Source organism: Okeania sp. SIO3B5, assembly GCF_010692555.1.
Lineage (GTDB): Bacteria > Cyanobacteriota > Cyanobacteriia > Cyanobacteriales > Microcoleaceae > Okeania.
On record NZ_JAAHHG010000006.1, the window covers coordinates 39,434 to 64,911 of the forward strand.

Consider the following 25,478-nt stretch of genomic DNA (forward strand, 5'->3'; position numbering starts at 1 on the left):
GGTTTGACACCCAGGTTATGCTTCGACCGTTTGGCTCATAGTGGAGATTGTGGGTAGGTTAACGATTCCCGAAAAAGATAAGTTAATATTCCACGTTTGATTTCCCCCAAAGAGTACAGCGTACTCGCCCTTCCTATAGTTAAGTTCGACGATATCAGTGCCAGCTTTCCACGTAGCGGTAACAGGTTCTAGCCAATCAATCTCGCTTCCACTACTTGTATTCGTCCACAAATGTTCAGCGTAAAGATTTAATGGAATATTGAAGCTTGAGCTATTTGTGAACGGCAAACGGAGCTTCTCTTTTGTCTCTGCAACAAGACTTGTGCGATTCTCTGTGTTATAAGCCTCCAGGTCTACTTGTACCTGTTGAACATTTGACGCCACATAGTTACCGAAAATTTGATAGAGATTATCCCTGCTATCAAACTGATGATATCTGAACTCATTGACCGTTGGCTCAATTCGAGGCTGCAAATCTGCTGGATAATCTGTTCCAGATTTATCCATAAAGATGAGTTCCATTTCACCAATCCCTGTGATTAGCTCCTGCGGTTCGGGTGGAGTCTCCAACGCTGGAACTTTAACAGTGATTTCATCGGGAAAATTAAATTTAAGCGCACTTAGCTCCGATTGAATGGACCTGACGGCTTGCACTAAAACATCTGAATTGCTTTCTTTAATGTATCCTGGCATTTTCTCTCCCTATTTTTTCCTAGGTTGTCTTTAGTAACTCATTAATCTTATCATCCATCCAACTAGGTTTTGTTTCGTAATAAAACTCGACCCGTGCCGACTTACGTTTTTTCTTGGTGCCAGCAACTGCCGTCTCATATTTTGTCTTTCTATCCCAATTCAAAATGTGCATATGAGCTAAATATTGTGGCCTTACCTCCTTTGGCTTAAGCTTTCCCTCTGGGTCATATTCGTCCTTCTCTATGTAACGGAAAGGACGAATTAATTCTGCTTCAGAAAGTGAAGCCATTCTCTCTATGATTGTCTTGCCATCCTGTTTCGTGTGAACCCAAGCTTTTAGCATTTTACCATTAGATAAGTCTGCTTCTACTGCCAAATCTCCCTTATCATGAGATTTTTTGTTATTACCAAAAAGTTGCTTTATCTCACTCCAATTTATCTTAGTTTTTTTGCAATTAGGAACTGTCAACCTACTTCTAGCATTTTTCTTTTCTCTCTCGTTAGACCAATATGGAGGCTGTTCATAAGCAAAGAATTCTAATACAATTTCTATACCATTACTCGTAGTAACAACTTCCTCTGAACTACTATCAATAACTATAGTGCCAACATCCCGATTATTCAACAGTTGTTGTTGCGCAATTATAGCCGTAGTTGCTGTCCTGATAGTTGACTGATTTCCTGTTAATATAAATCGTTCCTCTGGCACTTCCTTGTTAGGAGTGACTTCTATTGTACGCTCCCTACCGAGCAAGCCCTCCCGCTGATAACTCTGCATCCCAATCCAGTCATCTATACTGCCAGCGATAATAAATCCTGCTTCTATGCAGGCATCGCTAAACTCCTCCCACCCTTCCTCGAGGGCTTCCCGCATATCCTCATCCTTGATGACTCGCTTGACTACATTACCAATTCCCTTTTTAAAACTCCACTCGTCATTGCCAGGGTTCCCCCACTTACTGATAGTTTCGTCGCCCACCAAACTCCGTAGTACTTTCCCGATGGGGTTGTTTGGATCTTTAAGGAATTTTCTCGCACCTTTATAAAACTCTAAAGCACGAGCTACCGAATATTGCGCACCAACCTGAGAAAGTGCTTGACTCCACTCTTGTAGCAATTCCTCGGCAACTTCAGGGGCAACATTACTCATCACATGATATCCCAATGCTGGGTTAAACTTAGTAATAACTGCTGCACCCCCCAGTCCACAGATGGTGCTACCCAGAGTACGGCCGATTGCCCCAAAACCACGCTCGACGATTGATTTATTAATGGCATCAATCTGAGATTCGATTTGTTTGTCCGTCACCTGCCAGTTGAAGTTCAACAGTAAATTACCTGCTGACAGTATCATCTGAAATACCTGGGTGACACTGATTGACCTCAACCTTTTCACCAGTGCGCTCAATCCGCCACTTATCCAGCCGACCAACTTACCACCCCAATTTTTAAAAATATTTTGAATACCCCCACCACTGTTAGACGGCGTGCGGCTCCATCTACGAACTGATTGATTGTTGGTGGCTCTTAGTCTGGCAGCTCTACTGCGGAGACTGGTTCGCTCTCTGGTAAAGGCTAAAGTCATTTTATTTCTTTGATTCTTGGGTTATCACTTGAATCGTCTGAGATTGCGCCTGTCTTGTCTTTCCAGTTCTCCTCAATATTTTCAATAAAATCTTGCCAGGAGTCATCGGATTCTCCTTTATATTGTGCAAAATCTTTAGCTACATCTACTCCCAAATTGATGAGATTTCTTAAGATGTCTTTAGCTGCCCCTGGGTCCCGTGGCATTCTATGCCAGTGTAAGGACTTGGTTATTTGTGCAGCTTCTTGTAGTAAGGAAATCGCCTTCCTCAATGAGTCCGCACTTCCGTCAGGCGACTTCCAATATTTGATTGGCTGCTTGCTGGGCTGTAAAAATTTCTCAAGGCTGTCATCGTCAATATCACCATCGTTATCCTTGTCTTCGTAAGCTAGAGGATTGAAAGTTAGCTCTACATCCTCTTCCGCCTCTTCTCTCTCAAAGTCGATGTATTCGATAGCGGCTTCAATATTTTTAAAGATTCGGTTAACAACCAGACGAGCCAGGCCAACTTCCAGTAAACACCGAGCAACCGCCATCTTGTTTTCGTAGACCTCTGCTTTTAGATCGATCGACAATCCGTAAATCTCGGCTAAGGCTTCTGCCACATTATCAGGATTGGCATCCTCTCCCTCAATCTCAAAATCAATCGGGAATTGGCCGAATAACTCATCCATCATGTCAAATCGGTGTAGATGCCAGTCTGCTATGTTGAGTATTTCCTTCATTGGAGATTCAGAGTCTGTCAATAATTCGGGTACTTCCCCTGGGTATTGAGATTTTTCAGCAGTGCCAGTAATATCATGTCCGGATAATTAGTTATAAAAAAACTTTCTCCTTCAACTCCAGTTCTTCTTCTTTCTTCCCTCTTTACTCCTGACTCCTGAGGACTGACTCCTGACTCCTCCGTAGTTATTTATTTATCTGAACCAAATATTCTCTCAGAGCTTAAAGACGCGTACTTTGCGCTCAAAATCGGCAAATTTTGGCAAATTTCACTGTTCCACTATGCCCATTACTCCCATTCTCCCGCGCATCCTTAATCTACAATATTTTGAAACAGCCCCCCCTTAATAAGGGGGGAACCGCTTAAAAAAGGGAGAGGTTTCAAAGTCCCCCTTTTCAAGGGGGATTTAGGGGGATCGTAAATGTACCTCATCTTTATGAGAAATGCTATATTAGTCAACCTTTCTCTAACCAAGCTTTCATTTTTCCCGGATTTAATAATCCATAAGGGTCTACTTTTTGCTTAAATTCTAACTGTTCAAAGTCTGTGGTTTTCATTCCTCCATCTTCCAAAATATAGGTATGAGGATTAAAAATATTTACTCCATTTTCTTCGTGATACTCAATAATTTCATTCAACCTTTCTTCAGAACTATAACGAACAATTTGTAATCCTACTGGTGTAGTTTGACCATCAATTCGCATAAATTCTAAGTGCATGATTACCTCATCACCAAAATGCCGATACATTTTTTCTACAAGTTCAAGATTTCTATCAGTTGGAAAACCACTTTGTAAATAAGTTAAATTTGTATCTACACTTCGAGCGTGTAATGTTGTATGATTCCAAGTAAATTCATATATTGGCGTACCCTTACTTGCCTCTTCAGCAATTTTTTCATAACAAATTTCACCGTTAAATTCTTTAACTAAATCCTGAAAAGATGACAAACTATATTCAGAAACCATCAAAAAAGCACAATGTTTTCCTTCAGGAATTGAATTTTTTACCCCAGCAAAAAAACTAGGTATCGGCCAAGCAAAAACAGTAATTAATTTTTTGACAATTCCATCACTATCTCCCAATGCTTGAGCGAATTTTGCACAGGTCATAAAGTCGTCAAAAGTTACTATTAATTCTGCCCAAGGATAAGTAGGAGCTAGAGGTATTTCTAATTGAGTAATAATTCCATTTGTTCCATAGGCATGATTAACTTTTTGTATGTCATCACCCCGCAATTCTATAACTCTTGGTTCGTCTTCCATTGTTACAACTCGCACAGCAGAAACATTGCCACGATGACGTAATCCACCATAATTAATTGAGCCAATTCCACTACTACCACCACCAATAAAACCGCCAATTGTAGCAGTGCGGTAAGTTGAAGGAAACATCCTGATTTCCCAACCAATTTCTCTGGCTTTTTTATCTAATGCTACTAATTTTACTCCTGGCTCGACACAGGATAAACCTGGTTTTATCCAGTTAATATTATTCATTTTTGTAGTGTCGAGAACTACTCCTCCTTCTAAAGGAATACATTGTCCGTAGTTACCAGTTCCGGCACCTCTAACTGTTAAAGGTGCTTGATGTTTAACGCAAGTTTTAGCTATTTGTAAAACTTCTGTTTCATTGGTGGGGCGAACAATTAAATTAGCTCTTTTGTCTTTCAGTTGGGATTCTAAAATAGGGCTAAAATGATAATAGTCTAAGGAGAGTTTGGTGACTTGATTTGGCTCGGTAATAATTTCGATATCTGTTAGTTCTGATGCTAGGGCATCCCAATTTATTTGTGTTGTTTTAGTTGTTGTCATTGGTATTTTGAGTAATATAAAATTCAGCTTTTCTTAATTGATACAGCGAATTCCTAGTATATGAAGTACAAAGATTAACAATTAAATGAATGCAAGTGCGGGCATCTTGCCCGCGACGGATGTACCTCATTAAAGTGGAATCTGCTGTAATAATCAAGGTAACATATTCCAAATTGTTCCAGCCGCATATCCCAAGTATCTGGCAAGTTTTGTGACAGTAGGAAAAAGTTCATTTACCAACTCTTTCACTTCTTTAGTTGTCTTACCTGCCTCATTCAAAGTTTCATTTACTCGTTTCAAATTCTTAACAATAGACTCTTTATCTGGCTCAGATTCTTGTACCTCAACTTTAGAAGCTTCCAAACGCTTTACAGACTTTTCTCTGTCAACTTCAGATAGTGCAGCAAAGCTCTGTATTTTTTCTTCTAAGTGAGTTAACATTTCAAATACTTCAGTTGTAGTTATTTGTTCATCTGCACTTTGAGAAACTTGACTCTGATTAAATGTACTGTTGTTGCCTTGATCTGTTATATTATTTTCTCCACTAACAGTTTGATTATTTTCATTTATTATACGAGCGAACTTTGAGTTATAAATATTTCCCTCATTATTAGCTATACCATAATTTTCATTGATATCAATATTGATACCAGGGTGATTTTCTATTGCTTGCTTCAAATCTTTTAAAGATACTTCTTTAAACATACTTTCAAATTTTGCTTCTTGAAATTTCCACAACATATGTTTAAACATTTTGCACTGAATGTGAAGTCCGATTAGCTTCTTTTCTATTTCAACTCGTGATTCATATTTAAGTGTCTTAATGTTTTCGCTTCTGAATTTATCAAGCGTTTCAAATTGTTTTTGAGTATCAAGTAATTGGTGTCGAATTTCATCTTCAGATATTTTAGAATTTGACATTTTATTTATATTATATGACATTTTTTAATTTATTTACTCTTTTTCCAATCTTCCAACGCTGCAATAACAAAGGTACTAGCAGGATGATTAAGTGATTGTTTAACAGCAGCAATTCCACCAGATTTTATAGCACTTAATATTCTTTGTGCCTTAGTTTGATTATTATCAATTTGTGTAATTACTTCTGTAGCAATTTTCATTCTGTCCATAGTTGTATCTGACGGGTAAGTTTCATCTAGTTGAGCTAATAATTCTTGAATATCTTTTGCTGCTTGTGCTAAATTTTGTTGTTCCTGAGATTCGTTAATTGTTCGAGCAAACTTTGAGTCTTTAATTTTTCCTTTGTTGCCAACTGCACCATAAATTTCTCCTTGTTTGCCAACTGCTCCATGAATCTCTCCCACGTCACCAACTACTCCATGAATTTCATTACCATGAATTTGGTCTCCAATATTTTCTGCCATAATTGTATTTCCTTTATTAATATACTTTTCTATATTAACACCAGGGCGATTAACTGCTGCACTTAATACACCTTTATACCATTCAATATCCTTTTCTCTCTCTGCCAATACTGCTCGAAGTTGTTCTGTTGAAAGTGCTTTTAATCTGTTATAAGTATCGAAATATTCTTTATCTAAAACTGAATGGTTAGCTTCAGGTGTAGTGTCAGCTCTAATCAATAGTTTGTCATTATTTTCCCCTCGAAGCTCCACAGAACGCATTTTTATTCCTGCTTCTGGATGGTCTTTTTGTAGTTTCTGAAATGAATATGCAGCCATTCGGGGGTCTACTGCTTGATTATGATAAAGGTCTAAGGTATTCACTAAAGGTTTGATAAACTCTACAAATTCCCCTTCTTCAAAATATTTATCTTCATCGGCAGGTTTTCGGCGCAGACGCTCATCCAAACTTTCTTCTGTTGAAAGTTTGAGAAAGTCTGGTCTCTTTTCTGGAGGCAGGCGCATATAAACATAATCACATTTGATACCGTCTAGTTTAGTTGTGGTTGTTATCCCCCAGTCCTCAAGAAAAGCTCCGGTTAATGTTGTACCTGTTAAATTAGCTTGGTCTAAAAATGTTTTTACTAATTTGGCACGAGAAAGGTTAGCATATTGAAGATTGGCTGAGTTGAGATTCGCTTCTATGAAACTGGCATTAGTTAGGTTTACTCCCTTAAGATTGATTCCTTGGAGGTTAAAGCGATTTAAGTTGATATTTTCACCTTCACCAGTTTTTACTAACTCTCTGACTTTGGTATATTTTAGATAAGTTTCTCCTGGTCGTATGCGGTCTAGTTTTATAGTGTTTTTCCAACAAGTACCAGTTATGTTAGCTCCTCTAAAATCTGTACTTTTGAGAATAGCATCAGTGAAGTCAGCATCAGTTAAAGTTGCATCTCTGAAACAGGTTCCGCCTACGGCAGCAAAGGCAATAGCAATTTTCCGAACTAGACTGTGCTTCTCATCTTCACTATTAGCTTGCCAACCAATGTAACTTCCTAGCAATACTGCTGCCACAGCTACACCACCAGCTATTGCTTTACTCTCCCAGGAGTCAACAGCATTCACAGCATAACGCATAGCCCCTTCGAGCTTTTTAGCTACAACTACAATTTTGGCTGCTACCATAGCTGCTACCGTTATACCTACAACAGCAACAAACGCCCCAGACATGACTCTAGCTACAAAAATAGTCAAGGTTATTATTACAGCCAAAGCCCCAACTACAATAGTCAAAATGGCTACAGCCGCTGTTCCTGCTCCAATTCCCGCCACTGTCCCGTAAAAAATTCCACCTATAGCTACAGCTGTAGCCAGAGAAAAACCTACGGTAATTATAGCAGGCATATATCCTTGTTGAATACTAAAAATAAAGAAAACAGCTAATGATACAAAGACAATCACACCTAGAACAATAGGATGAGGTTTTTGAATGAATGCAGGCTGTAGCATACCAGAAGCAATAAGACCAGCTAACCCAGATGCTGCTCCTAATAGCGCCGACACTAAAAGTGACATCGCTACCAAGAGAACTGCCCAACGCTTCTGTAATCCTGCCTTAGCTCCACAAAACTTAGCCCCCCTTAGAATTGCCCCACGAAAATTAGTACTCCTAATATCAGCAAAACTAAAATCTGCATCAGACAAATCTTTTCCCTTAAAAGACAAACCTCTAAGATTTTCTCTTTGGAAATTTCGTTCACCTTGTTGATATAGTTGCAATATTTCACGTTTACACTTATTCATATTTTGTATCTATCCAGCAATAAAAATTAACTAAAAGAAAATTGACGACTGGTTTCAAAAAACTTAACAATAGTTGTTAAGGAAGAAGGAAGAAAACACTTAATTTTCAAAAAAAGCACTTATTATCTAGGAGAGAATAAAAAATCTCGTGTTGTCTGAATCTTACAGCGCTTTTGCTGATTGATGAGCCACAAATCGTGTCGGGGCGTTTTCCTCCGCAACATATAAAGCGGAGCTTTGCGTTAGCAAATGGCCATTTGCCCTACTGTGGTCTACTTTTTTCAATCCATAAAATTGCATAAGTAACTGTAGCTGAGAAATATATTTACTCCAAGAATAAACGGAGTTATTAATAAATAATTATCAACCTATGCTGATGTAATTTTAGTGTTTGATTCAGGGAATACTATCCATTGAACAGGGAAATCACGCAGAATTGATGGCGAAACGGGGACATTATTATTATCTGAATCGTCAACAATGAGATATTGGGTAGTGGGAGCATCTTGCTCTCGTAGCTTAAGTCCATTCCAGTAGGATGCGTTAGGAGGCTACAATTACCCAGTGAATGATTTAACGCTCCGTACTCCAAGAATAAACGGAGTTATTAACAAATAGCTATAAACAATAAACCTATGCTGTCCGATCACTCAAACTCCCAAATCAAAATGAGTAAGTCAGATGTCCATGGAAACTGTTTAACATCTTTTCAGCGTAAACTTCTAGAAAAAAATCTAGATGATAAGTTGTCGTGGCAATATCGTCAGAGAATAGAAATTATGCTGCTAGCAGATGAAGGCAAAACCCAAAGTCAAATTTGTAAAGCTATAGGTTGTTCTCCCGGTACGGCTAGACATTGGATACTTATTGCTAAGTCTGGTGAAGCTCACAAATGGAACAATCATCCTATAGGTCGTCCCCAAGAGGTTAACGAACAATATTTAGAACGCTTGAAAGAGTTAGTAACTAATAGTCCCAAGGAATTTGGTTATGTATTCCAGCGGTGGACTGCTAATTGGTTGAGCAAACATTTAGCAAAAGAGTTTGATATTGAGTTAAGCGATCGCCATATTAACCGTTTACTCAAACAAATGGGTTTATCGACCAAACCAAAGCCACCGAAAACAGAAGAAATGTCTGGTCAAGATATTAATGGGAAAAACATTGTCATTCGGGATCTGAACTTTGATATTAATCAAAGCAAATCTTTAGGAATGTTAAGTTTCAACACTTTTAACTAGCTATCAGCTTTTAGCAGCTCTGGGTTAAAATCCCCTTTTGGTCCGGAATGCTCAGTAAACAATGATGGCCACAAAAATGAGACTACTGATTGCTGACTGCTTCTTTAACAGCTAATTAGTAAATATTTAGTAAATAAAATTTTGAGTTATGGTTCAAAATGCACCCACTCCTGCTTTGACTCAGGGGCAGCTCTCTGATGTCTTGGGATATCAACATTTCAGTTATCAGTTATCAGTTAGCCTCCGATCGGAGGAACTGCGTTAACAGTTATCAGTACCTCTGCAATAAGGAGGGTTGAAATATAGGATATTCTCTTTTTTTTATCCCCTTAAAAGAGGAGGTTTGAGACCAAAATTTTTAGGTCAAAAAAAATGCTCCTACTGATTGGTGACCGCTTCTTTAACAGCTAATAGTAAATATTTAGTACATAAAATTTTGAGTTATGGTTCAAAATGCATCAACTCCTGCTTTAACTCAGGGGCAGCTCACTGATGTCTTAGGATATCAACTTTCACAAAAAGAAATAGAAAATTGCCTTAAAACTACACAACATTTGACACCAAAAGTTGGTCAGTTTTGGCAAGCAGCAGATGCTCAACCAGGCATATATGTTGTAACTGTGGGCAAAGTTAGGCTTTTAGATAGTCAGGGTGAATTAATTACTACCCTCAATGCAGGAGCGTCATTTGGGGAATCTACCCTATTTCCTAATCATTTATTTCAACTCTACTCAGCAAGAGCATCAGTAAACCTCAAACTTTCCTATCTCCCTGAAGAAACCCTTCTTCCACTAATTCAAAAACACCCTGAAATCCGAGAACATCTTCATCAAGTTGCTCTCAAACTCGATTCTCTACAGAAAAAAGGTGAGCCAGAAACGGCCCATTCCTCTGATGAAAATCTGCCAGAAGCGAACATAACTGAATATCGGCAACCAGAGGTTAAACCACAAAAAACTATTAACAAAGCCTACTTCCCTAGTCCCACCCAACGAGTAGGTCATCTCTGGCAGCGTATCACCAGACGCTATCCCTTCTTTGCTCAACAAAGCGGTTCTGACTGCGGTGCTGCTTCTTTAGTTATGGTCGCTCGTTACTGGGGCAAAAATTTCAGCGTCAATCGCGTGCGGGACATTGCCAACGTAGACCGTAACGGTGCTTCACTGCGAGGATTATCTGCAGCAGCAGAAAGTATCGGATTTTCCACTAGGCCAGTTAAGGCAAGTCTTGACCAACTAGCTAAACAAAAATTACCAGCGATCGCCCACTGGGAAGGCAAACATTATATAGTAGTCTATGAAATAACTCCCAAACAGGTCATCATTGCTGACCCCGCTATTGGTCAACGCCATCTCACTTACCCAGAATTTAAAGCTTGTTGGACTGGTTACACCCTACTCCTGCAACCTACTGCTTTAATCAAACAACTCAAAAATTCCACTACTCCTTTCTGGCAATTCTTTGAGTTGGTAAGTCCTCATGGACAAGTGCTACTGGAAGTATTTATCACTTCTCTACTAATTCAGATATTTGGATTAATTACGCCTCTATTTACTCAACTACTACTAGATAGGGTAGTTGTTCAAGGTAGCACCCTTACTCTAACCGCAGTGGGATTGGGTTTAGTCATCTTTGGTTTATTTAAGGTGGCAATGACTGGTTTGCGACAATATCTCCTCGATCACACAGCTAATAAAGTCCATTTGGCAATGATTGTGGGGTTTATTCGTCACACATTCCGACTACCCATGAGTTTTTTCGAGTCTCGTTATGTGGGGGATATTATTGCTCGGGTTCAAGAAAATCGGAAAATTGAGAATTTCCTCACTGGGGAAGCTCTTTCTATTGTGTTGGATTTGCTGACAGTTTTCATTTACTTAGGGCTAATGTTCTGGTATAGTTGGAAAATGGCTTTACTAGCATTGGTTATTGTGCCACCGTTTTTTTTATTAGCACTTATTGCCACACCGTTCTTGCAAAAAATCTCTAGAGAAATATTTGCAGCTCTAGCTGAAGAAAGTAGTTATCTGATTCAATCTCTGACTGGTGTAAGTACTGTTAAGTCTCTAGCAGTTGAGCAAACAGTACGCTGGCGATGGGAGGAATTTCTGAATAAGTCAATCAGAAAAAACTTTTCTGGACAGGTGATTAGTAACCGACTACAAATATTCAGTTTAACTATTGAATCTTTAGTAACGACGGGGTTACTCTGGTTTGGAGCTTGGTTGGTGATTCAAGGGGAGTTAACTATTGGGCAGTTGGTGGCTTTTAATATGTTGATTGGTACTGTGATTAGTCCTTTTCAGCGACTGACGGTTTTGTGGAATCAGTTACAGGAGGTAGTTATTGCGGTGGAGCGCATCAATGATGTGATTGATACTGAACCAGAGGAAGATTTACAATCAGAAGGGCGTCAGTATTTGGTAGAGTTACGGGGTAATATTATTTTTGATAATGTGACTTTCCGTTACCATCCAGAAAGCGATATTAATGTTTTGGAAAATTTGAGTTTTGAGGTGAAAGCTGGACAAACTGTGGCTTTAGTGGGGCGTTCTGGGTCTGGGAAAACAACGATTTCTAAGTTGGTGTTGGGGTTATATCCGCCTACTGATGGGAAAATTTTGATTGATGGTTATGATATGACGACGATTTCGTTGCCATCCCTGCGCAACAAAGTAGGTGTGGTTGACCAGGATACTTTTTTATTTGGTGGCACTATTCGGGAAAATCTGACTATTGCTCATCCCTCTGCAACTCTTGAGGATATTGTACGAGCAGCAAGGTTAGCTGGTGCTGATGAATTTATTCAAAGGTTGCCGATGGGTTATGAAACTCAGATTGGCGAAGGTGGGGGTTTGTTATCTGGTGGCCAACGGCAAAGATTAGCGATCGCTCGTGCTTTGTTGGGAAATCCCAGTTTGTTGGTTTTTGATGAGGCGACTTCTCATCTGGATGTTGAGTCGGAGCGTATTATTCAGACTAATTTGAATAGTATTCTCCAAGGTCGCACTACGTTAATTATTGCTCACCGTTTATCTACTGTGAGAAAAGCTGATGTAATTTTGGTGTTGGATAGGGGGGTGTTAATTGAACAGGGAAATCATGAAGAATTGATGGCGAAACGGGGGCATTATTATTATTTGAATCGTCAACAATTGGCAAGTTAAATGGAAATTCAAAATTCAAAAGTCAAAAGTCAAAAGTAAGAAATGAATTCAAAAGTCAGCAATGAATTCAAAAGTCAAAAGTCAGCAATGAATTCAAAAGTCAAAAGTCAAAAGTCAAAAGTAAGAAATGAATTCAAAAGTTAAAAGTCAAAATTTTGAATTCAAAAGTCAAAAGTAAGAAATGAATTCAAAAGTCAAAAGTCAAAAGTCAAAAGTAAGATTTTAGGGTTTCAAATGAAAAGTCAAAAGTAGTAGGTTGGGTTAAGCGATAGCGCAACCCAACAACTGTAAGTATCTGTTGGATTTCGTTCCTGATGTATCTAATAACTGATAAAAATTATGCCACAACAATTCAACGTAACTGTAGATTCAAACAGTCATAAACCTTTGAAAAGTCAAAAGTCAAAAGTAAGATTTTAGACCAGTAGGTTGGGTTAAGCGACAGCGCAACCCAACAACCGTAAGTGTGTGTTGGGTTTATCCTACGGATCAGCTCCGCTAACGTTCCTCAACCCAACCTACAAAGTTCTCTCCTATTTACATTTAACTGGAACGGGCAAGATGCCCATTCCACAAGACCAAAACTGAACTGATAACTGATAAAAATTATGCCACAACAATTAAACGTAACTGCAGAATCAAACGGTCATCAACCTTTAGAGACTGACTTACTAACACTAGAAAAAAGTTTAAATAATTCCAAAATTTCAGAGCCAGATGTTACGAAACTAGATACAAATACATCTGTTGATGATTGGTCTTTTGCTACTAAAGAATTATTAGATGCTTTACCCCAACGTTGGACGCGAGGATTACTATATCTTTTAATAATATTTGTAGCGATCGCTCTCCCCTGGGGAATGTTTTCTAAAGTAGATGAAACTGGTACTGCTAGAGGACGTTTAGAACCTCAAGGTGGTACTCTTAAACAAGAGTTAAATTTGACATTTACGGCTGCAACAGTATATACACAAACGGCAAAAATTGAGAAAGTTTATGTTAAAGAAGGAGACAAAATTGAAGCTGGAGATATTTTAATAGAATTAGAATCTCGCCCTATTCGCGACCGACTTGCTCAACTTAATATTCAACTGCAAAGTCAACAAAATAGACTCAGTAAAATTGAACAACAAAAAAGTCAATTAGAAACTGAACTTCGTACCCAAGAACGACAAAATCAATCGCAAACATTAGAAAAAGTAGCTCAGGTAGAGCAAGTACGACGCAACTTTCAATCTCTGAATACGACCTACAATTTACAAGAAGAAGAAAAGCTAGCACAAGTTCATCAAGCACAACAAAATCTTGAAGCTCTCAGAAGAACATTAAATTTACAAAGAGAAGAAAAATTAGCTCAAGTTCATCAAGCACAACAAAATCTTGAAGCTCTTAGAAGAACATTAAATTTACAGAGGGAAGAAAAGCTAGCACAAGTTCATCAAGCAGAACAAAATTTAGAAGCTGCTAGGAGAATATTAAATTTACAAAAGGAAGAAAAATTAGCTCAAGTTAATCAAGCAAAACAACAGTTAGACGATAGTAATACTGCTTATAAATTATCAGAAATTCGCTGGCAAAAATCTCTCAGAGAAGTTGAACGTTATCGTAATCTTTGGGAGCAAGGTGCGGTGACAGAAATTCAGGTAGTTGAAAAGGAAAATATAGGAGAAGAAAGACAAAGAATATGGGAACAAAGTCAAGCAGACAGGGAACAAGCAAAATTAAGAATAGAAGAGCAAGAAGGTAGTTATGATCGGGTTATTCATCAAGCAGAAGCAGATATTGAGCAAGCTGAGTTACGTTTAGCAGAGCAAAAAGGTAGTTATGAAAGAATTATTAATCAAGCAGAGGCGGATATTAAACAAGCAGAATTACGTTTAACAGAACAAAAAGGTAGTTATGAAAGAACAATTAATCAAGCAGAAGCAGATATTGAGCAAGCAGAGTTACGTTTAGCAGAACAAAAGAGTAGTTATGAAAGAACAATTAATCAAGCAAAAGCAGATATTGAGCAAGCAGAATTACGTTTAACAGAACAAGAAAATAATTCTCAAACTATTACTCATTCTGGAGATATTGCCATGTCAAAAATCAAAGAGCAGCTTAAGAATATGGATAGTCAAATTATTAGCGCTCAGGGTGAAATTTCTCAGACAAAAAAAGAGATTGATTCTTTAAATTTTGAGTTGGAGCAACGAGTAGTTAGGGCGCAACAAGGAGGTACTATTTTTAATTTGCCCATTGAAGGAGTCGGAGATGTTGTACAACAAGGAGAAATGATTGTGGAAGTATCACCACAAGGTAAAAATCTTTTTTTGAAGGCGCAAATGGCAACTTCAGAAAGTGGTTCATTAAAGAAAGGAATGGAAGTAAAAATGAAATTTGACGCTTATCCTTTTCAGGATTATGGTATAATAGAGGGAACGTTAAAAAAGATTTCTCCTACTTCACAAGTGCAGGAAACTGCTGAGGGGAATATAGCAATTTATGAGTTAGAAATTGAGTTGGATGAGACTTGTATTCCTGCGGCTAATGAGTGTATTGCTTTGCGTCCGGGGGATACGGCAACGGCTGAGGTTGTTGTGCGTCAGCGGCGTCTGATTGATTTTATTCTTGACCCGTTTAAGAAGTTACAAAAAGGAGGTTTAGAGTTGTAGTGGACTGTTTCATCTAAAATGGTGCATTCGGGAGTAGGGGAGGGGGGGAGTAGGGGAGTAGGGGAGTAGGGGAGGGGGGGAGTAGGGGAGTAGGGGAGTGGGGGAGTGGGGGAGTAAACATAAGGATAATACCAATTTGAAAAAAGAATGTTACCAATAGTAAGAGCGAGAAAAAGACNTGTTTCACTGAAGACCACCGACCACAGTCTGCAAACTTATCTTCTCCACAGGCTTAAATTCGCTCTTGACTCAAGCTACTGATTCACATAGTTTTTCAGGTTGATAGCAGCATTCAAATCTCTATCAGCTTCAAAGCCGCATTCACTACACTCATAAGTTCTCAAGTGTAACGGCATTTTCTGTTGATGCCCACAGTTTGAACATATTTGAGAACTTGGATAATATCTATCCGCTATGACTAATTCACTGCCGTACCATTCACTTTTGTATGTAAGTTGACGTTTAAATTCATAAAAACCACAGTCTGCTATGGCACTTGCTAGTTTATGGTTTTTGAGCATTCCACTTACATTGTCATACCTCAATTACTATGGTGCTGTGGTTTTTAGCTAACCATGATGTGAGTTTATGTAATGCATCTGCTCTAATATCAGCTACTTTCTTGTGGAGTTTTGCTAGTTTTTTTACTGCTTTGCGTCTGTTTTTGGAGCCAATAACTTTTTTACTGACTGCACGTTGATGACGAACTAATCTTTTTTTTGCTTGCCTGTAGGCTTTAACATTGGCAAATTTAGTTCCATCGGAACAGGTTGCTAATGTATTTATTCCTATATCTACACCTATAGTTTCTCGGGCTTTTTCTGTTGGACAGGGTTCAAAATTGTATTTAAAACTGATGTACCAACTATCTGCTTTTTTTGTTAGCGAAGCTCCTCTGAAAGAGGCTACGGTGACGTTTTTTACTGGTACTGGAGGTAAGATTTCATAAGTTTTTACTACTCCTATTCTGGGTAATTGTATGTAGTTTCCTTGGAAAATCTTAATACTTCCTTCTAAGTAAAAGCTGTCTTTTCTTCCTTTTTTCTTGAATTTTGGGAATCCACGTTCAGGAATAGTTAGAAAGTTTTTAAATGCTCTGTCTAAATCTCTTAATGCTTGTTGTGGGGCACATTTAGATACCTCATAATACCATGGATTAATTGATTTGACTTCGGCTACTAAACGTTTATGCAAGGTAATTGCGCTTGGGCGTTTTTTAGTTTCTTCGTACTCTTTTATACAAGTTGCTAACCCCCAATTATAAGCATGACGTGCAACTCCTGCGTGTTTGGCAAGTATTGTTTTTTGTTGATTGTTAAGTTTTAACTTGGTCTTGATTGATTTCATTGGAACTGGTAAACCATGAAAAAAAGCATTTGATAAATTAGGAGAATTGAATATACCATAGCAGATAATCAGCAGGTTTTCAAGATTTATTGAGATTTTTCTAACTTTGTCCAATTATTCGGCTTCAGTAGTTAGCCCCCATGGGAATATATCCCATCAAAAGATTCTTGCAGTTCCATTGATAACACATTACCTTCTACTACTTTTACCCGATTTCCCAAACGAGCTTTACCCCGCTCTAACATAGCAGGACTAAAATCTATGCCAGTTATCTCATAGCTGGAATCTAATTCGAGTAGTTTTTCTGCAAGTAATCCCGTTCCTACACCTATTTCGAGCAGTTTTTTCCGACCTTTGAGGATAGAGTCGAGGGACTGAGATTCTTTCGGATAGTCGTAATACCCACTCTCCATAAGTAAGTCATAATACTGGGCAATGTCATCGTATTTATTCATAAGTTGTTTCTCCTTCCTATTTCCAGGCTGTAATGTTATCATTTTTCAATTCCATCAATACCATATCTGCTAGTTCTCCATTAGGCATCGGCCATGATTTATACATGATTTCTCTAACTACAAAATCGAGATTTTTAAACATATTAATTGACCTGTTATTTGATAGCAAAATTACGGCTCCAATTGTTTGAATATGCAATTCCTGGAATGCATAAAGAATTAGTCGTTTTAATGCTAGGGTTCCATAGCCTTTATTTCTGTATTTTTTATCCATAATTGCTATACCAATTTCAGTAGTTAACAAATCCATGTTTAAGCCTTTTAATACTACATATCCAATGGGAAAATTGTCTTTGTTTAGATAAATTCCAAATGGTAGAGGCTGACTTTTGCGAGAATAGGGGAAAGCGTAACTTGAAATTGCCTCTATAAATTCTTCCGTCTCATCAGGATTAAAGAATGTATTCCAACCAAGTAAATCTATTAAACTTTCGTCTTGAGCAAGCTTAATTAAGTGCTTAACATGACTATTTGCCATAGAAGCTAAAAAAAACTTCGATCCTGCTGCTTTATGTTCTTGCTCTAATAATATTCTTTCATTCATAATTCTGTTATAACTTGAATTTAGCCATTCAAAGCTAATGGGTTTGACAACAGAAATTTTCGTAGTCATTAAACTAAAATAGTCGCACATCCGACAAGTATGCCACAAGCTTTCTCCATATCTTCCCGACGACCCAAAGTGCTTAAGCGTAAAAAACCTTCTCCACTCGAACCAAACAATGAACCAGGTACACCAACAATACCTGCTTTCAACAACAGTTGATTAAAAACATCCCAAGAACTCATTCCCTCCACTCCTTTGACCCATATATAGGGATTATTAGTTCCACCAAAACAGGTCAGTCCAAAAGCTTCTAAACCTTCCCTAAGAATTCTAGCATTTTCTAGGTAGTACTTAACAATTTCTTGGCATTCTTGTTGACACTGTTCCGACAAAGCAGCAATTCCCCCTTGTTGTGCTAAATTAGAAGCTCCCCAAAACCGGATAGATTGACTAATTCTAAACATCTCGTTCAACTCTCCTGCTACAGTGCTTTCAATAGTTAGCTCAACAGGAACCACAGACCAACCTAATCTTAATCCAGAAAATCCAGCCGTTTTAGAAAAACTACCAACTTCGATCGCACATTCAGTTGCCCCCTCTATTTCATAAATACTTCTAGGAATGTTCGGATCAGTAATAAAAGCACTATAAACCGCATCAAAAATAATCAGAGACTTATGGTTTCTGGCATAATCCACAAAAGCTTTGAGTTGTTCTTTGCTAGCAACTCCTCCTGTCGGGTTATTAGGAAAACAGAGATAAATTACATCCACTTTTGACTGAGGAACATCTGGCACAAAATTATTTTTATCGTTGCACTCTAGATAAATAATATTATTTCGACCTGCCAACAAATTTGTTTCTAAATATGGGGGGTAAATCGGGTCTTGTAGCGCAATAACATTATCTAGACCAAAGAGTTCTTGAATACCAAAAGTACCTGACTGCGCCCCATCACTAACAAAAATTTCCTCCGGTTTTAGATTAACTCCACGAGGCTTATAGTAGTTGTTGCAGATCGCTTCTCTTAACTTAATATTTCCATCAAGTTCCCCATATCCTGTATAAGTTGATTGATGACCAAGCTTTGTAGCAGCATCAACTAAAGCTTCAACAACTTTTGATGGTATAGGATGAGTTGTATCACCCCACGCCATCATGTATATTTCTTTTTGGGGATTGGATGCTTGATGATCTTCAACCGTCTTAATTAGCTTGTTTTTAATCATATCGGCGAAGGTATCAGAAGCAAACAATTGACTCAGATTTGGATTTGTTGTAGTCATATTTAGGATTTTGGTTATGTTTTCAATACTTATAATTTATGAAGCTGAAAATCTGGAACTATTGGTTACGGAGCTCAAGGCAAGTATACCAGATATCGATATCCAATTCTGGCCAGAAGTAGAGAACCCAGAGAAAATAGAAGCCATATTAACATGGAAACCTCCTCTAGGAATAATGGAAAAATTTCCGAACCTCAAAGGAATTATTTCCCTGGGAGCGGGAGTAGAACAGATTTTAAGAGACCCCCATCTTCCCCAAAATGTACCCATTGTTCGTATTGTTGAACCTTGTCTGACATCAAGAATGACTGAATACATATTGTTAGCTGTTCTTCGTTTTCACAGACAAGCATTTCAATATCAAACATTTCAAAAAGCACGAAATTGGGAACCTTTACCTCTACCAGAAACCAGTTCCTGTAATATAGGAATTTTGGGTCTTGGTGTTCTTGGAACAGATGCTGCTGTGAAACTCAAGACTCTTGGTTTCCCGATTCGGGGTTGGAGTCGGACACCAAAGAACATTGATGGTATAGAGTGTTTTCATGGACCAGACCAGTTAAAACTTTGCTTGAGTAAATGTCGAGTGCTAGTGTGTTTACTTCCCTTAACCCCAGAAACAGAAGGGATTCTTAATGGTGAAACATTTTCAGCCATGCCTAAAGGAAGTTATTTGATTAATGTTGCACGGGGGCAACACTTAGTAGAAACCGATTTATTAGAAGCATTAGATTCAGGTCAACTTTCAGGCGCTTGTCTAGATGTTTTCTCTAGGGAACCTTTGCCAGAAAGTCATCCATTTTGGTCACACCCTCAAATTACAATCACACCCCATGTAGCAACTCAAACTGATTCTGAATATTGGACAAAACCGATTATAGATGCTATTTTTTGCCTTCGTGATGGTCTTCCTGTGAAGAATGTCGTGAATTGTGAACAAGGTTACTAAGGTTTCCATTCAATAAAGACTACTACTGACGATATGAGGAATCGAGGCGATCGAGCAAACGGCGATTTGCTTCCCATACCCTTGCAACCTCCTGGTTATGGAAGCTTGGTTCCTCAAACTGGCGGGCGGTATGTTCACAAATGTCAGGTGCTGGTATAATGGTTTTGGCTCCACTACTTAGGACGTTGACCTGGATCTGGCACGCTTGATTCAGATAATACATATAGTAAAATGCTTCGGCGACGGTTCGCCCCACAGTTAAAAGTCCGTGGTTACGCAGGATTAAACATTTCTTTTCCCCCAGGGATGCAACAATTCGCTCGCGCTCATCAAGGTCTAGTGATATGCCCTCATAATCATGGTAGGCAACACGATTATAGAATTCCATTGATGCTTGGTTAAGTGGCAACAAACCTTCTTCCATAGCAGCAACTGCCATACCACTAATAGTATGACTGTGGGCGATCGCATGAGCATTAGGACAACCTAAATGAATAGCGCTATGGATGGTAAATCCGGCCGGATTTACCTCAGCATCTGTAGCATCAATTTTGTTGCCATTGATATCAACTCGCACTAAATTTGATGCACATATCTCATCGAAAAGCAGACCATGGGGATTAAGAAGGAATATAGCTGGTTCCTCCTGAATGCGCACAGAAATATGGCTGTAGATCATATCCGTCATACCGTAGTGGTGAATCAAGCGGTATGCAGCAGCAAGGTCTTCGCGCAAGTTCTGTTCATCCTGGGAGTAGGACTTGGTTGCAGTTTCCCTAGTTTTTGTAATGCTCATACTTGTATTCATAGTTAAACCAATGTTAATTAGGGCTTACAGATCTAATTTAAAATCATTGACAGATTTTACTAATAGACATCTCCAGAAAAGAGGGAACAGGGAACAGGGAACAGGGGAAACCCACCCCTAACCCCTCCCAGGAGGGGACTAATTGATAATTTATGGGTAAGAATTGATTTTATTTTTGATTTTTGGAGATGTCTAATGGATAATGGATAATTGATAATTGATAATTAATCGAATCTAGCTTTAAAGCCTCTTTATTTTAAGGAGAAGAAAGAAATACAGCATATTTCGGGCAAATGAGCTACAGGGTAAATGATGAAAATATTGTAGTGCGGGCATCTTGCCCGCGATGAGTGTACCTCATAACAACGGAAAGCGCTGTAAGATTTCCTTATATTCAATTCCGTAACGGTTTTAACCAGAGGTAATTATCCATTATTCATTATCCATTATCCATTATCAATTAATGAAGACTACTTCTTCTATAACTCCCATTCATCCTGACTCCTGACTTCCCCTCCTGGGAGGGGGAGGGGCGAGGGGTGGGTTGACTCCTACCCTTACCAAAAGACTTCCATAAGCAGACCCTAATTAGGGCTTGCTGATTAAATCTAAAAGCATTTACAAATAAAGGTAAGTGCCTTTTTAGGTCTGAAATACCTTGGTTTTCAGCTCTTCATGCTCAAAAAGTTAGCATTTTTGCTGCTGAGTTGGGCAAAAAAATTCTCCCCTACTCCCCTACTCCCCTACTCCCCTACTCCCCCGCTCCCCTACTCCTGAAGAAAGACTTCCATAAGCAAACCCTAATTAGCATTAAATGAAATCAGCAAAATCTCTTCAGGAAAGTAATAGACAGAGTTTCTCATCAATGAGCTTAGGTATCTCTCCATCTCTGGATGAGACAGTAATTCTTCCAAGGTAATCTCGTGTGATTCAGATAACTGCTCTGTTTCCTTATCCTTGTTAAAGCAGTTAACTGTTGCCTCGTGTTTGATGTAATGCTCTAAACCTGCATGGTCATCTGCTTTGATTGGCTCTTCATAGAATACCCTATGGACTTGATGCTGAATCCCACATTCATCCATAATCTCTATGACATCTTCAGCGGAGGTAAATCCTTCCCCTTTTCCCTCTTTAAAAATTTGCAGATATTGCTCGTAGAAATCGACGTAAAAAGATTTACGAGTAGCCAAAGCAATAAATCCAATTCCCGTATCCTTCAGCAAACTAGCACACTTTTTCAATACAGATGGCAAATCCTGGCGTGGAATCATATAAAAGCCGTGCATCGACCACAATAAGTCGTAAGCATTTTTTTCCAGATTAGCCGATTGAATTGTATTAACATATTGGTTCCCTCGCTGTAAGGGAAGATGTATTTTCTGACTAGCTTGAGCAATTGAACTCCCAGAAGGATCTAAGCAATCGTAGACAATATTGCCAATTTTTTCATCAAGTTGGATGTAGTGACTAAAAGCTTGCAACCAGCGCCCTGTCCCACAGGCAACATCCAGTAATCTCAGAGATGAATTTTCGCCTTGATGATATTGTGAGAAAAAGGTACTCAACCAGTCAAAACGCTGCGCCAATTGCCAATAATCAATTACTGGATCTTTGTCTTCTGGACTTCTTTGTTGAACAGTAACACTAGGAACTGGCAATACAAAAACCCCTATCGGTTCATTTATAAAAGCTTTCCCACTGTCCTCAATCTCAGCCAATCTCCAAAATCCCTGGAGAATTTTGAAAAATTTGGTTTCCTGAAGTTGGCGTAAATCGCATTCCATACAAAAGGACATAATTTTAACGCCAGTTTCCAACCCTTGGAGACATTCAGTCACATCCAAGCGAGCATCAACATGGTGATACTGATGCGGATGAGATTGAGTATCCAGTAAATTTCTAATGTCCTCTGCTGTAAACATCTCGTTTTGGTTCCCTTTTGCTTCCAGCATAAACTCACGCTGAATTTGAGGAATACCTGTAGCTGTTTGGTGAACAATCACCACCCGTCCGCCTTCCTTCGTTTGCTTTAAAGCTCTCTGAATTGCTTCGTAAGGCTTGTCAAAGTAATATAAAACATGGGTCAACAGCACTAAATCGTACTTCTGTTCCTTTTCAAACCTATCGGGTTCAAAATACTCATCACGCACGGATACTTCTACATTTGGGCCTAAAGATACCCGATCGAGCCGTTCTAGAAAGCGTCTGCTATGGATAGGGTTGGGTTCAAGTGCTACATATTTTAACTGTTTCCACTGTGGGTTAAGTCTGGGAATCAGACTCTGTATAATTTCGATATCAATATCGCCTTCACCACTACCAATACTGAGTACCGAGAAGGTATCGTCTTTCTGTGAGGGTGAATAACTCCCCTCCAGTAATTCTGTGACATTATTGCGGAACCACTCAATGGCAGCAACTGTCATCGTCGAAGCTGCCTTGCGTAACTCATAACTCTCAGCGTAAAACTCATCATCCAGTGGTGGAGCGACAAATTTTTGATGGTGTGGCGACTGACGATCTATGTCAGAAGATTTCAAGTTCTCTGGAAATTTGTATTGAGTTTTCATTTTAAAAATCAGGTAAGGATTGAGAATTTCGCTAATTTTGTCCTTCAAGTCAGTCATATCATGTCCGGTTGAATAATTAGACAATGGTTGTCCGAAGGCAGGAGGCAGGAGGCAGGAGGCAGAAGGTTTTCTCAAGAGTGTCACCTTTATTTTATACACGCTCCGATGCTACCGGACATGATATTATAGCGCTGTGCGCAGGTAACAGGCAACAGGCAACAGCTCATCTGGGGGAGGGTTAGTAAATTAGGGTATGATATTAATCTTAATTAGGGTTTGCTGAATAAAGTATGAGTGGTAGGGGTAGGAGTCAGAATTCAGAATCCATAATTCAGGAGGAATGGGAATTATAGAAGAAGTAGTCAGAAAAATCGTCCCAAGATTGCTCTGCCATAATCGTCCCAAAATACTAGCTTTTTGAGACCCCTAGACCGAAAATATGCGCACTTTTTTCGACCAAAAAAGGCTGAAACCAATATCAGTCAATGCTTTAATATTTAATCAGCAAGCCCTAATTATTTAGGAGTCAGGAGGGAAGAAAGAAGAAGAAAGAGTAGCAGAAGGAGAAAGTTTTTTGTTCGCGTTCTTATCAGGACAAGATATAGCGCTGTGCGCAGGCAACAGGCAACAGCTTATCTGGGGGAATAAAAAACCTATAATATAACATTTTTAGCTATTGGACACCTCCTGTAATTTGTAAATATGCCAGCGCACATTGCTATATAATACCTCAAATCAACAACGCTACAGGGGGAATAAAAAGCAATATAAGATTTTAGCTATTGGACACCTCCTGTAATTTGTAAATAGGGTTTACTGAAAAAGTCTTTTAGTAGGGGTAGGAGACAGGAGACAACCCACACCTCGCCCCTCCCCCTCCCAACCCACCCCTAGCCCCTCCCAGGAGGGGAGGGGAAAACAGGAGACAGGAGAAATGGTTCGGGAGCGAGGAGGTAGAAGTAAGAATTGTCCCAAGATTGTTCTGCCCAAATCTTGACCAAAATCCTAAATTTTTGAACCATTACCACTTAAAACCTCACACTTTTTGATACTTAAAAAGGCTAAAACCTTTATCTATAAAGACTTTTAGATTTAATCAACAAGCCCTAAATATGCCAGCGCACATTGCTATATCATTGAAAATTGGTTTTTCCAACCCACAGAAACGTTCCATTGAACATCCGTTCTTAGAAACCTACGATTATCTATATAAATCTATGATTTTCTCTAAATAATCTGTTCTATTCTTGCTTCTACCTGGTAACGTCGGCGCTATCCAGTCCACAAGCTGTCACGGTCGAATTGACCGCCATAGCTAGATTTAATGCTGCATTTCCTACGGAATGCTACGCAAACAAATCTCGTTCGCGCTAGCGTTGCGGAGCAATCGCAACTAAAATTGCAGTGTTCGCAATAGAAAACGCGCTCTGATAAAGACAGAGACTCGCGATTCAGTTCCACTTAGCGGAATGATACAAAAAAATAGTGGAGCAGACAAGGTTACCTACCCCACTATAACTAAATTAATTTAGCAATGAATTAGTATCTTCTTTGATTAGGCTTGTGTACGATGAAGCTCAATACTTGACATTGCTTCACGTTATCAAAACCCATTACACGAATAAAGCAATCAGGATTTTCACTACGGCAAGCATCAATTTCCATCAAAACTTCTTCAACTGTTTTGGCATGGAATATAGGTAACTTCCACAAAGTCCAGTAGTGCATTTCTGGTGCAGAAGACTCGCTGAATTCTACACCAGGGATGAAACCTTGCTCTAGAATATACCCAATCTGCTTGCGAGTTTGCATATCTGTCAGAGGAGGCAAATAGGAAAGGGTTTCAAAACGACGCTCTTTTGGTAATGTTCTCATTGATTTTTTGACTGTTTAATAAATGTGCTAGGAAGCTGAATTTTAAATCAATCAAGATTTTAGACCTCAGCCCCCGGTCTCTCCGTGGAGGGAATTTTTAACCGCAAATTTTCGTGGCTAATCTGTTTGTTGCTCTGGATCTAAACTAGGGTCTGCTATTTCCAGTTGCGTTATCTTCTCAAGATACCGACGGCGATGTTCCATATTATCTTTCTGAATACCACTGCGAACCATCTCTGGTAAATACTCAGTCACTTCCTCTGCTAAATGCTCTCGAACGGTCATCACTCTAAATGCTAATTCTTTATTTTCCTGGAGCAACTCTTGTAGGTAAGCTTCTCCATCTTGAATTTTGCCTGTTGAGGAAAAACCACTTAACCAAATTGCTAAGGGAGGGTTCGTCTCTCGTAACTGAGCAGTTACAGTCCGCACAGCTTGATAGGTCAGGTAGCTCGTCAGTACCTTTGCAGTATCTTTCGCAACTTTTTTAATATCCATTTTTGACCCCAGCCTGAATATTCTTGTTAGAC

General features: G+C 38.9%; 20 protein-coding genes. 5 read left to right on the forward strand and 15 right to left on the reverse strand.

The features are described 5' to 3' along the window. Positions 1–15 precede the first annotated feature (15 nt). The 6 genes from F6K54_RS01555 to F6K54_RS01580 form a co-directional block, all read right to left on the reverse strand. The gene (locus F6K54_RS01555; protein WP_293073510.1) at positions 16–693 is read right to left on the reverse strand and encodes a hypothetical protein; all 678 of its coding nucleotides are present in this window, start codon (positions 691–693) and stop codon (positions 16–18) included. A 19-nt stretch (positions 694–712) separates the two neighbouring features. Next, a complete protein-coding gene (locus F6K54_RS01560) occupies positions 713–2,278 on the reverse strand; it encodes a hypothetical protein (protein ID WP_293073514.1) in 1,566 nt (521 codons plus the stop codon). Continuing rightward, positions 2,275–3,024: a hypothetical protein gene (locus F6K54_RS01565; RefSeq protein WP_293073517.1), complete on the reverse strand. Its 750-nt coding sequence runs from the start codon at positions 3,022–3,024 to the stop codon at positions 2,275–2,277. The genes F6K54_RS01560 and F6K54_RS01565 overlap by 4 nt, the downstream gene beginning before the upstream one ends. A gap of 433 nt (positions 3,025–3,457) precedes the next feature. Beyond that, positions 3,458–4,816: an FAD-binding oxidoreductase gene (locus F6K54_RS01570; RefSeq protein ID WP_293073520.1), complete on the reverse strand. Its 1,359-nt coding sequence runs from the start codon at positions 4,814–4,816 to the stop codon at positions 3,458–3,460. A 153-nt stretch (positions 4,817–4,969) separates the two neighbouring features. Beyond that, complete coding sequence (locus F6K54_RS01575; RefSeq protein ID WP_293073523.1) at positions 4,970–5,737, reverse strand: hypothetical protein; 768 nt, start codon at positions 5,735–5,737, stop codon at positions 4,970–4,972. A gap of 29 nt (positions 5,738–5,766) precedes the next feature. Beyond that, positions 5,767–7,986, reverse strand: a complete 2,220-nt coding sequence (locus F6K54_RS01580; RefSeq protein WP_293073526.1) for a pentapeptide repeat-containing protein — start codon at positions 7,984–7,986, stop codon at positions 5,767–5,769. 668 nt (positions 7,987–8,654) lie between these two features. On the opposite strand from F6K54_RS01580, the gene F6K54_RS01585 reads away from it, so the two are divergent. The 3 genes from F6K54_RS01585 to F6K54_RS01595 all read left to right on the forward strand — a co-directional run bounded on the left by F6K54_RS01585 (position 8,655) and on the right by F6K54_RS01595 (position 15,051). Next, positions 8,655–9,227 carry a helix-turn-helix domain-containing protein gene (locus F6K54_RS01585; protein WP_293073529.1) on the forward strand — a complete coding sequence of 191 codons (573 nt, stop codon included), beginning with the start codon at positions 8,655–8,657 and terminating at the stop codon, positions 9,225–9,227. A gap of 443 nt (positions 9,228–9,670) precedes the next feature. Continuing rightward, on the forward strand, positions 9,671–12,394 hold the full coding sequence (locus tag F6K54_RS01590; protein WP_293073533.1) for a peptidase domain-containing ABC transporter: 2,724 nt from the start codon (positions 9,671–9,673) through the stop codon (positions 12,392–12,394). A 608-nt stretch (positions 12,395–13,002) separates the two neighbouring features. Further along, on the forward strand, positions 13,003–15,051 hold the full coding sequence (locus tag F6K54_RS01595) for a biotin/lipoyl-binding protein (RefSeq protein WP_293073536.1): 2,049 nt from the start codon (positions 13,003–13,005) through the stop codon (positions 15,049–15,051). Between the two features lie 254 nt (positions 15,052–15,305). On the opposite strand, the gene F6K54_RS01600 is transcribed toward F6K54_RS01595, so the two are convergent. The 5 genes from F6K54_RS01600 to F6K54_RS01620 all read right to left on the reverse strand — a co-directional run bounded on the left by F6K54_RS01600 (position 15,306) and on the right by F6K54_RS01620 (position 18,746). Continuing rightward, entirely contained in the window at positions 15,306–15,572 is a 267-nt protein-coding gene (locus F6K54_RS01600; protein ID WP_293073539.1) for an RNA-guided endonuclease TnpB family protein, read from the reverse strand. Positions 15,573–15,585: 13 nt separating this feature from the next. Next, on the reverse strand, positions 15,586–16,512 hold the full coding sequence (locus F6K54_RS01605) for a transposase (RefSeq protein WP_293073542.1): 927 nt from the start codon (positions 16,510–16,512) through the stop codon (positions 15,586–15,588). A 17-nt stretch (positions 16,513–16,529) separates the two neighbouring features. Beyond that, positions 16,530–16,895, reverse strand: a complete 366-nt coding sequence (locus F6K54_RS01610; protein ID WP_293073545.1) for a trans-aconitate 2-methyltransferase — start codon at positions 16,893–16,895, stop codon at positions 16,530–16,532. After that, a complete protein-coding gene (locus tag F6K54_RS01615; RefSeq protein WP_293073548.1) occupies positions 16,870–17,457 on the reverse strand; it encodes a GNAT family N-acetyltransferase in 588 nt (195 codons plus the stop codon). The genes F6K54_RS01610 and F6K54_RS01615 overlap by 26 nt, the downstream gene beginning before the upstream one ends. A gap of 68 nt (positions 17,458–17,525) precedes the next feature. Next, a complete protein-coding gene (locus tag F6K54_RS01620) occupies positions 17,526–18,746 on the reverse strand; it encodes an LL-diaminopimelate aminotransferase (RefSeq protein WP_293073551.1) in 1,221 nt (406 codons plus the stop codon). A gap of 16 nt (positions 18,747–18,762) precedes the next feature. Here F6K54_RS01620 and F6K54_RS01625 point away from each other — a divergent pair, with 16 nt between their 5' ends. Further along, positions 18,763–19,695 (forward strand): glyoxylate/hydroxypyruvate reductase A, encoded by a 933-nt coding sequence (locus F6K54_RS01625; RefSeq protein ID WP_293073554.1) that lies wholly within the window; start codon positions 18,763–18,765, stop codon positions 19,693–19,695. 22 nt (positions 19,696–19,717) lie between these two features. Here F6K54_RS01625 and F6K54_RS01630 read toward each other — a convergent pair whose 3' ends face one another. Further along, the gene (locus F6K54_RS01630; protein ID WP_366558021.1) at positions 19,718–20,503 is read right to left on the reverse strand and encodes a class II aldolase/adducin family protein; all 786 of its coding nucleotides are present in this window, start codon (positions 20,501–20,503) and stop codon (positions 19,718–19,720) included. An 800-nt stretch (positions 20,504–21,303) separates the two neighbouring features. Beyond that, complete coding sequence (locus tag F6K54_RS01635; protein ID WP_293073556.1) at positions 21,304–23,073, reverse strand: methyltransferase domain-containing protein; 1,770 nt, start codon at positions 23,071–23,073, stop codon at positions 21,304–21,306. A gap of 1,112 nt (positions 23,074–24,185) precedes the next feature. Here F6K54_RS01635 and F6K54_RS01640 point away from each other — a divergent pair. Continuing rightward, positions 24,186–24,308, forward strand: coding sequence for a hypothetical protein (locus tag F6K54_RS01640; protein ID WP_293073558.1), 123 nt, complete (start codon positions 24,186–24,188; stop codon positions 24,306–24,308). Positions 24,309–24,612: 304 nt separating this feature from the next. On the opposite strand, the gene F6K54_RS01645 is transcribed toward F6K54_RS01640, so the two are convergent. Together F6K54_RS01645 and F6K54_RS01650 are read right to left on the reverse strand one after the other, a co-directional pair. Then, positions 24,613–24,948 (reverse strand): ribulose bisphosphate carboxylase small subunit, encoded by a 336-nt coding sequence (locus tag F6K54_RS01645; RefSeq protein WP_293073561.1) that lies wholly within the window; start codon positions 24,946–24,948, stop codon positions 24,613–24,615. Positions 24,949–25,065: 117 nt separating this feature from the next. Beyond that, positions 25,066–25,446, reverse strand: a complete 381-nt coding sequence (locus F6K54_RS01650) for a chaperonin family protein RbcX (protein ID WP_293073563.1) — start codon at positions 25,444–25,446, stop codon at positions 25,066–25,068. Between the last annotated feature and the right edge of the window lie 32 nt (positions 25,447–25,478).

What these genes read in the sequence shown, in the direction of transcription:
- F6K54_RS01635 (WP_293073556.1), bottom strand. Translation starts at nt 23,073, where the DNA reads ATGAAAACTCAATACAAATTTCCAGAGAACTTGAAATCTTCTGACATA.
- F6K54_RS01580 (WP_293073526.1), bottom strand. Translation starts at nt 7,986, where the DNA reads ATGAATAAGTGTAAACGTGAAATATTGCAACTATATCAACAAGGTGAA.
- F6K54_RS01600 (WP_293073539.1), bottom strand. Translation starts at nt 15,572, where the DNA reads ATGCTCAAAAACCATAAACTAGCAAGTGCCATAGCAGACTGTGGTTTT.
- F6K54_RS01560 (WP_293073514.1), bottom strand. Translation starts at nt 2,278, where the DNA reads ATGACTTTAGCCTTTACCAGAGAGCGAACCAGTCTCCGCAGTAGAGCT.
- F6K54_RS01625 (WP_293073554.1), top strand. Translation starts at nt 18,763, where the DNA reads ATGTTTTCAATACTTATAATTTATGAAGCTGAAAATCTGGAACTATTG.
- F6K54_RS01645 (WP_293073561.1), bottom strand. Translation starts at nt 24,948, where the DNA reads ATGAGAACATTACCAAAAGAGCGTCGTTTTGAAACCCTTTCCTATTTG.
- F6K54_RS01640 (WP_293073558.1), top strand. Translation starts at nt 24,186, where the DNA reads ATGCCAGCGCACATTGCTATATCATTGAAAATTGGTTTTTCCAACCCA.
- F6K54_RS01570 (WP_293073520.1), bottom strand. Translation starts at nt 4,816, where the DNA reads ATGACAACAACTAAAACAACACAAATAAATTGGGATGCCCTAGCATCA.
- F6K54_RS01585 (WP_293073529.1), top strand. Translation starts at nt 8,655, where the DNA reads ATGAGTAAGTCAGATGTCCATGGAAACTGTTTAACATCTTTTCAGCGT.
- F6K54_RS01610 (WP_293073545.1), bottom strand. Translation starts at nt 16,895, where the DNA reads ATGATAACATTACAGCCTGGAAATAGGAAGGAGAAACAACTTATGAAT.
- F6K54_RS01555 (WP_293073510.1), bottom strand. Translation starts at nt 693, where the DNA reads ATGCCAGGATACATTAAAGAAAGCAATTCAGATGTTTTAGTGCAAGCC.
- F6K54_RS01650 (WP_293073563.1), bottom strand. Translation starts at nt 25,446, where the DNA reads ATGGATATTAAAAAAGTTGCGAAAGATACTGCAAAGGTACTGACGAGC.
- F6K54_RS01620 (WP_293073551.1), bottom strand. Translation starts at nt 18,746, where the DNA reads ATGACTACAACAAATCCAAATCTGAGTCAATTGTTTGCTTCTGATACC.
- F6K54_RS01575 (WP_293073523.1), bottom strand. Translation starts at nt 5,737, where the DNA reads ATGTCAAATTCTAAAATATCTGAAGATGAAATTCGACACCAATTACTT.
- F6K54_RS01615 (WP_293073548.1), bottom strand. Translation starts at nt 17,457, where the DNA reads ATGAATGAAAGAATATTATTAGAGCAAGAACATAAAGCAGCAGGATCG.
- F6K54_RS01595 (WP_293073536.1), top strand. Translation starts at nt 13,003, where the DNA reads ATGCCACAACAATTAAACGTAACTGCAGAATCAAACGGTCATCAACCT.
- F6K54_RS01590 (WP_293073533.1), top strand. Translation starts at nt 9,671, where the DNA reads ATGGTTCAAAATGCATCAACTCCTGCTTTAACTCAGGGGCAGCTCACT.
- F6K54_RS01630 (WP_366558021.1), bottom strand. Translation starts at nt 20,503, where the DNA reads ATGAATACAAGTATGAGCATTACAAAAACTAGGGAAACTGCAACCAAG.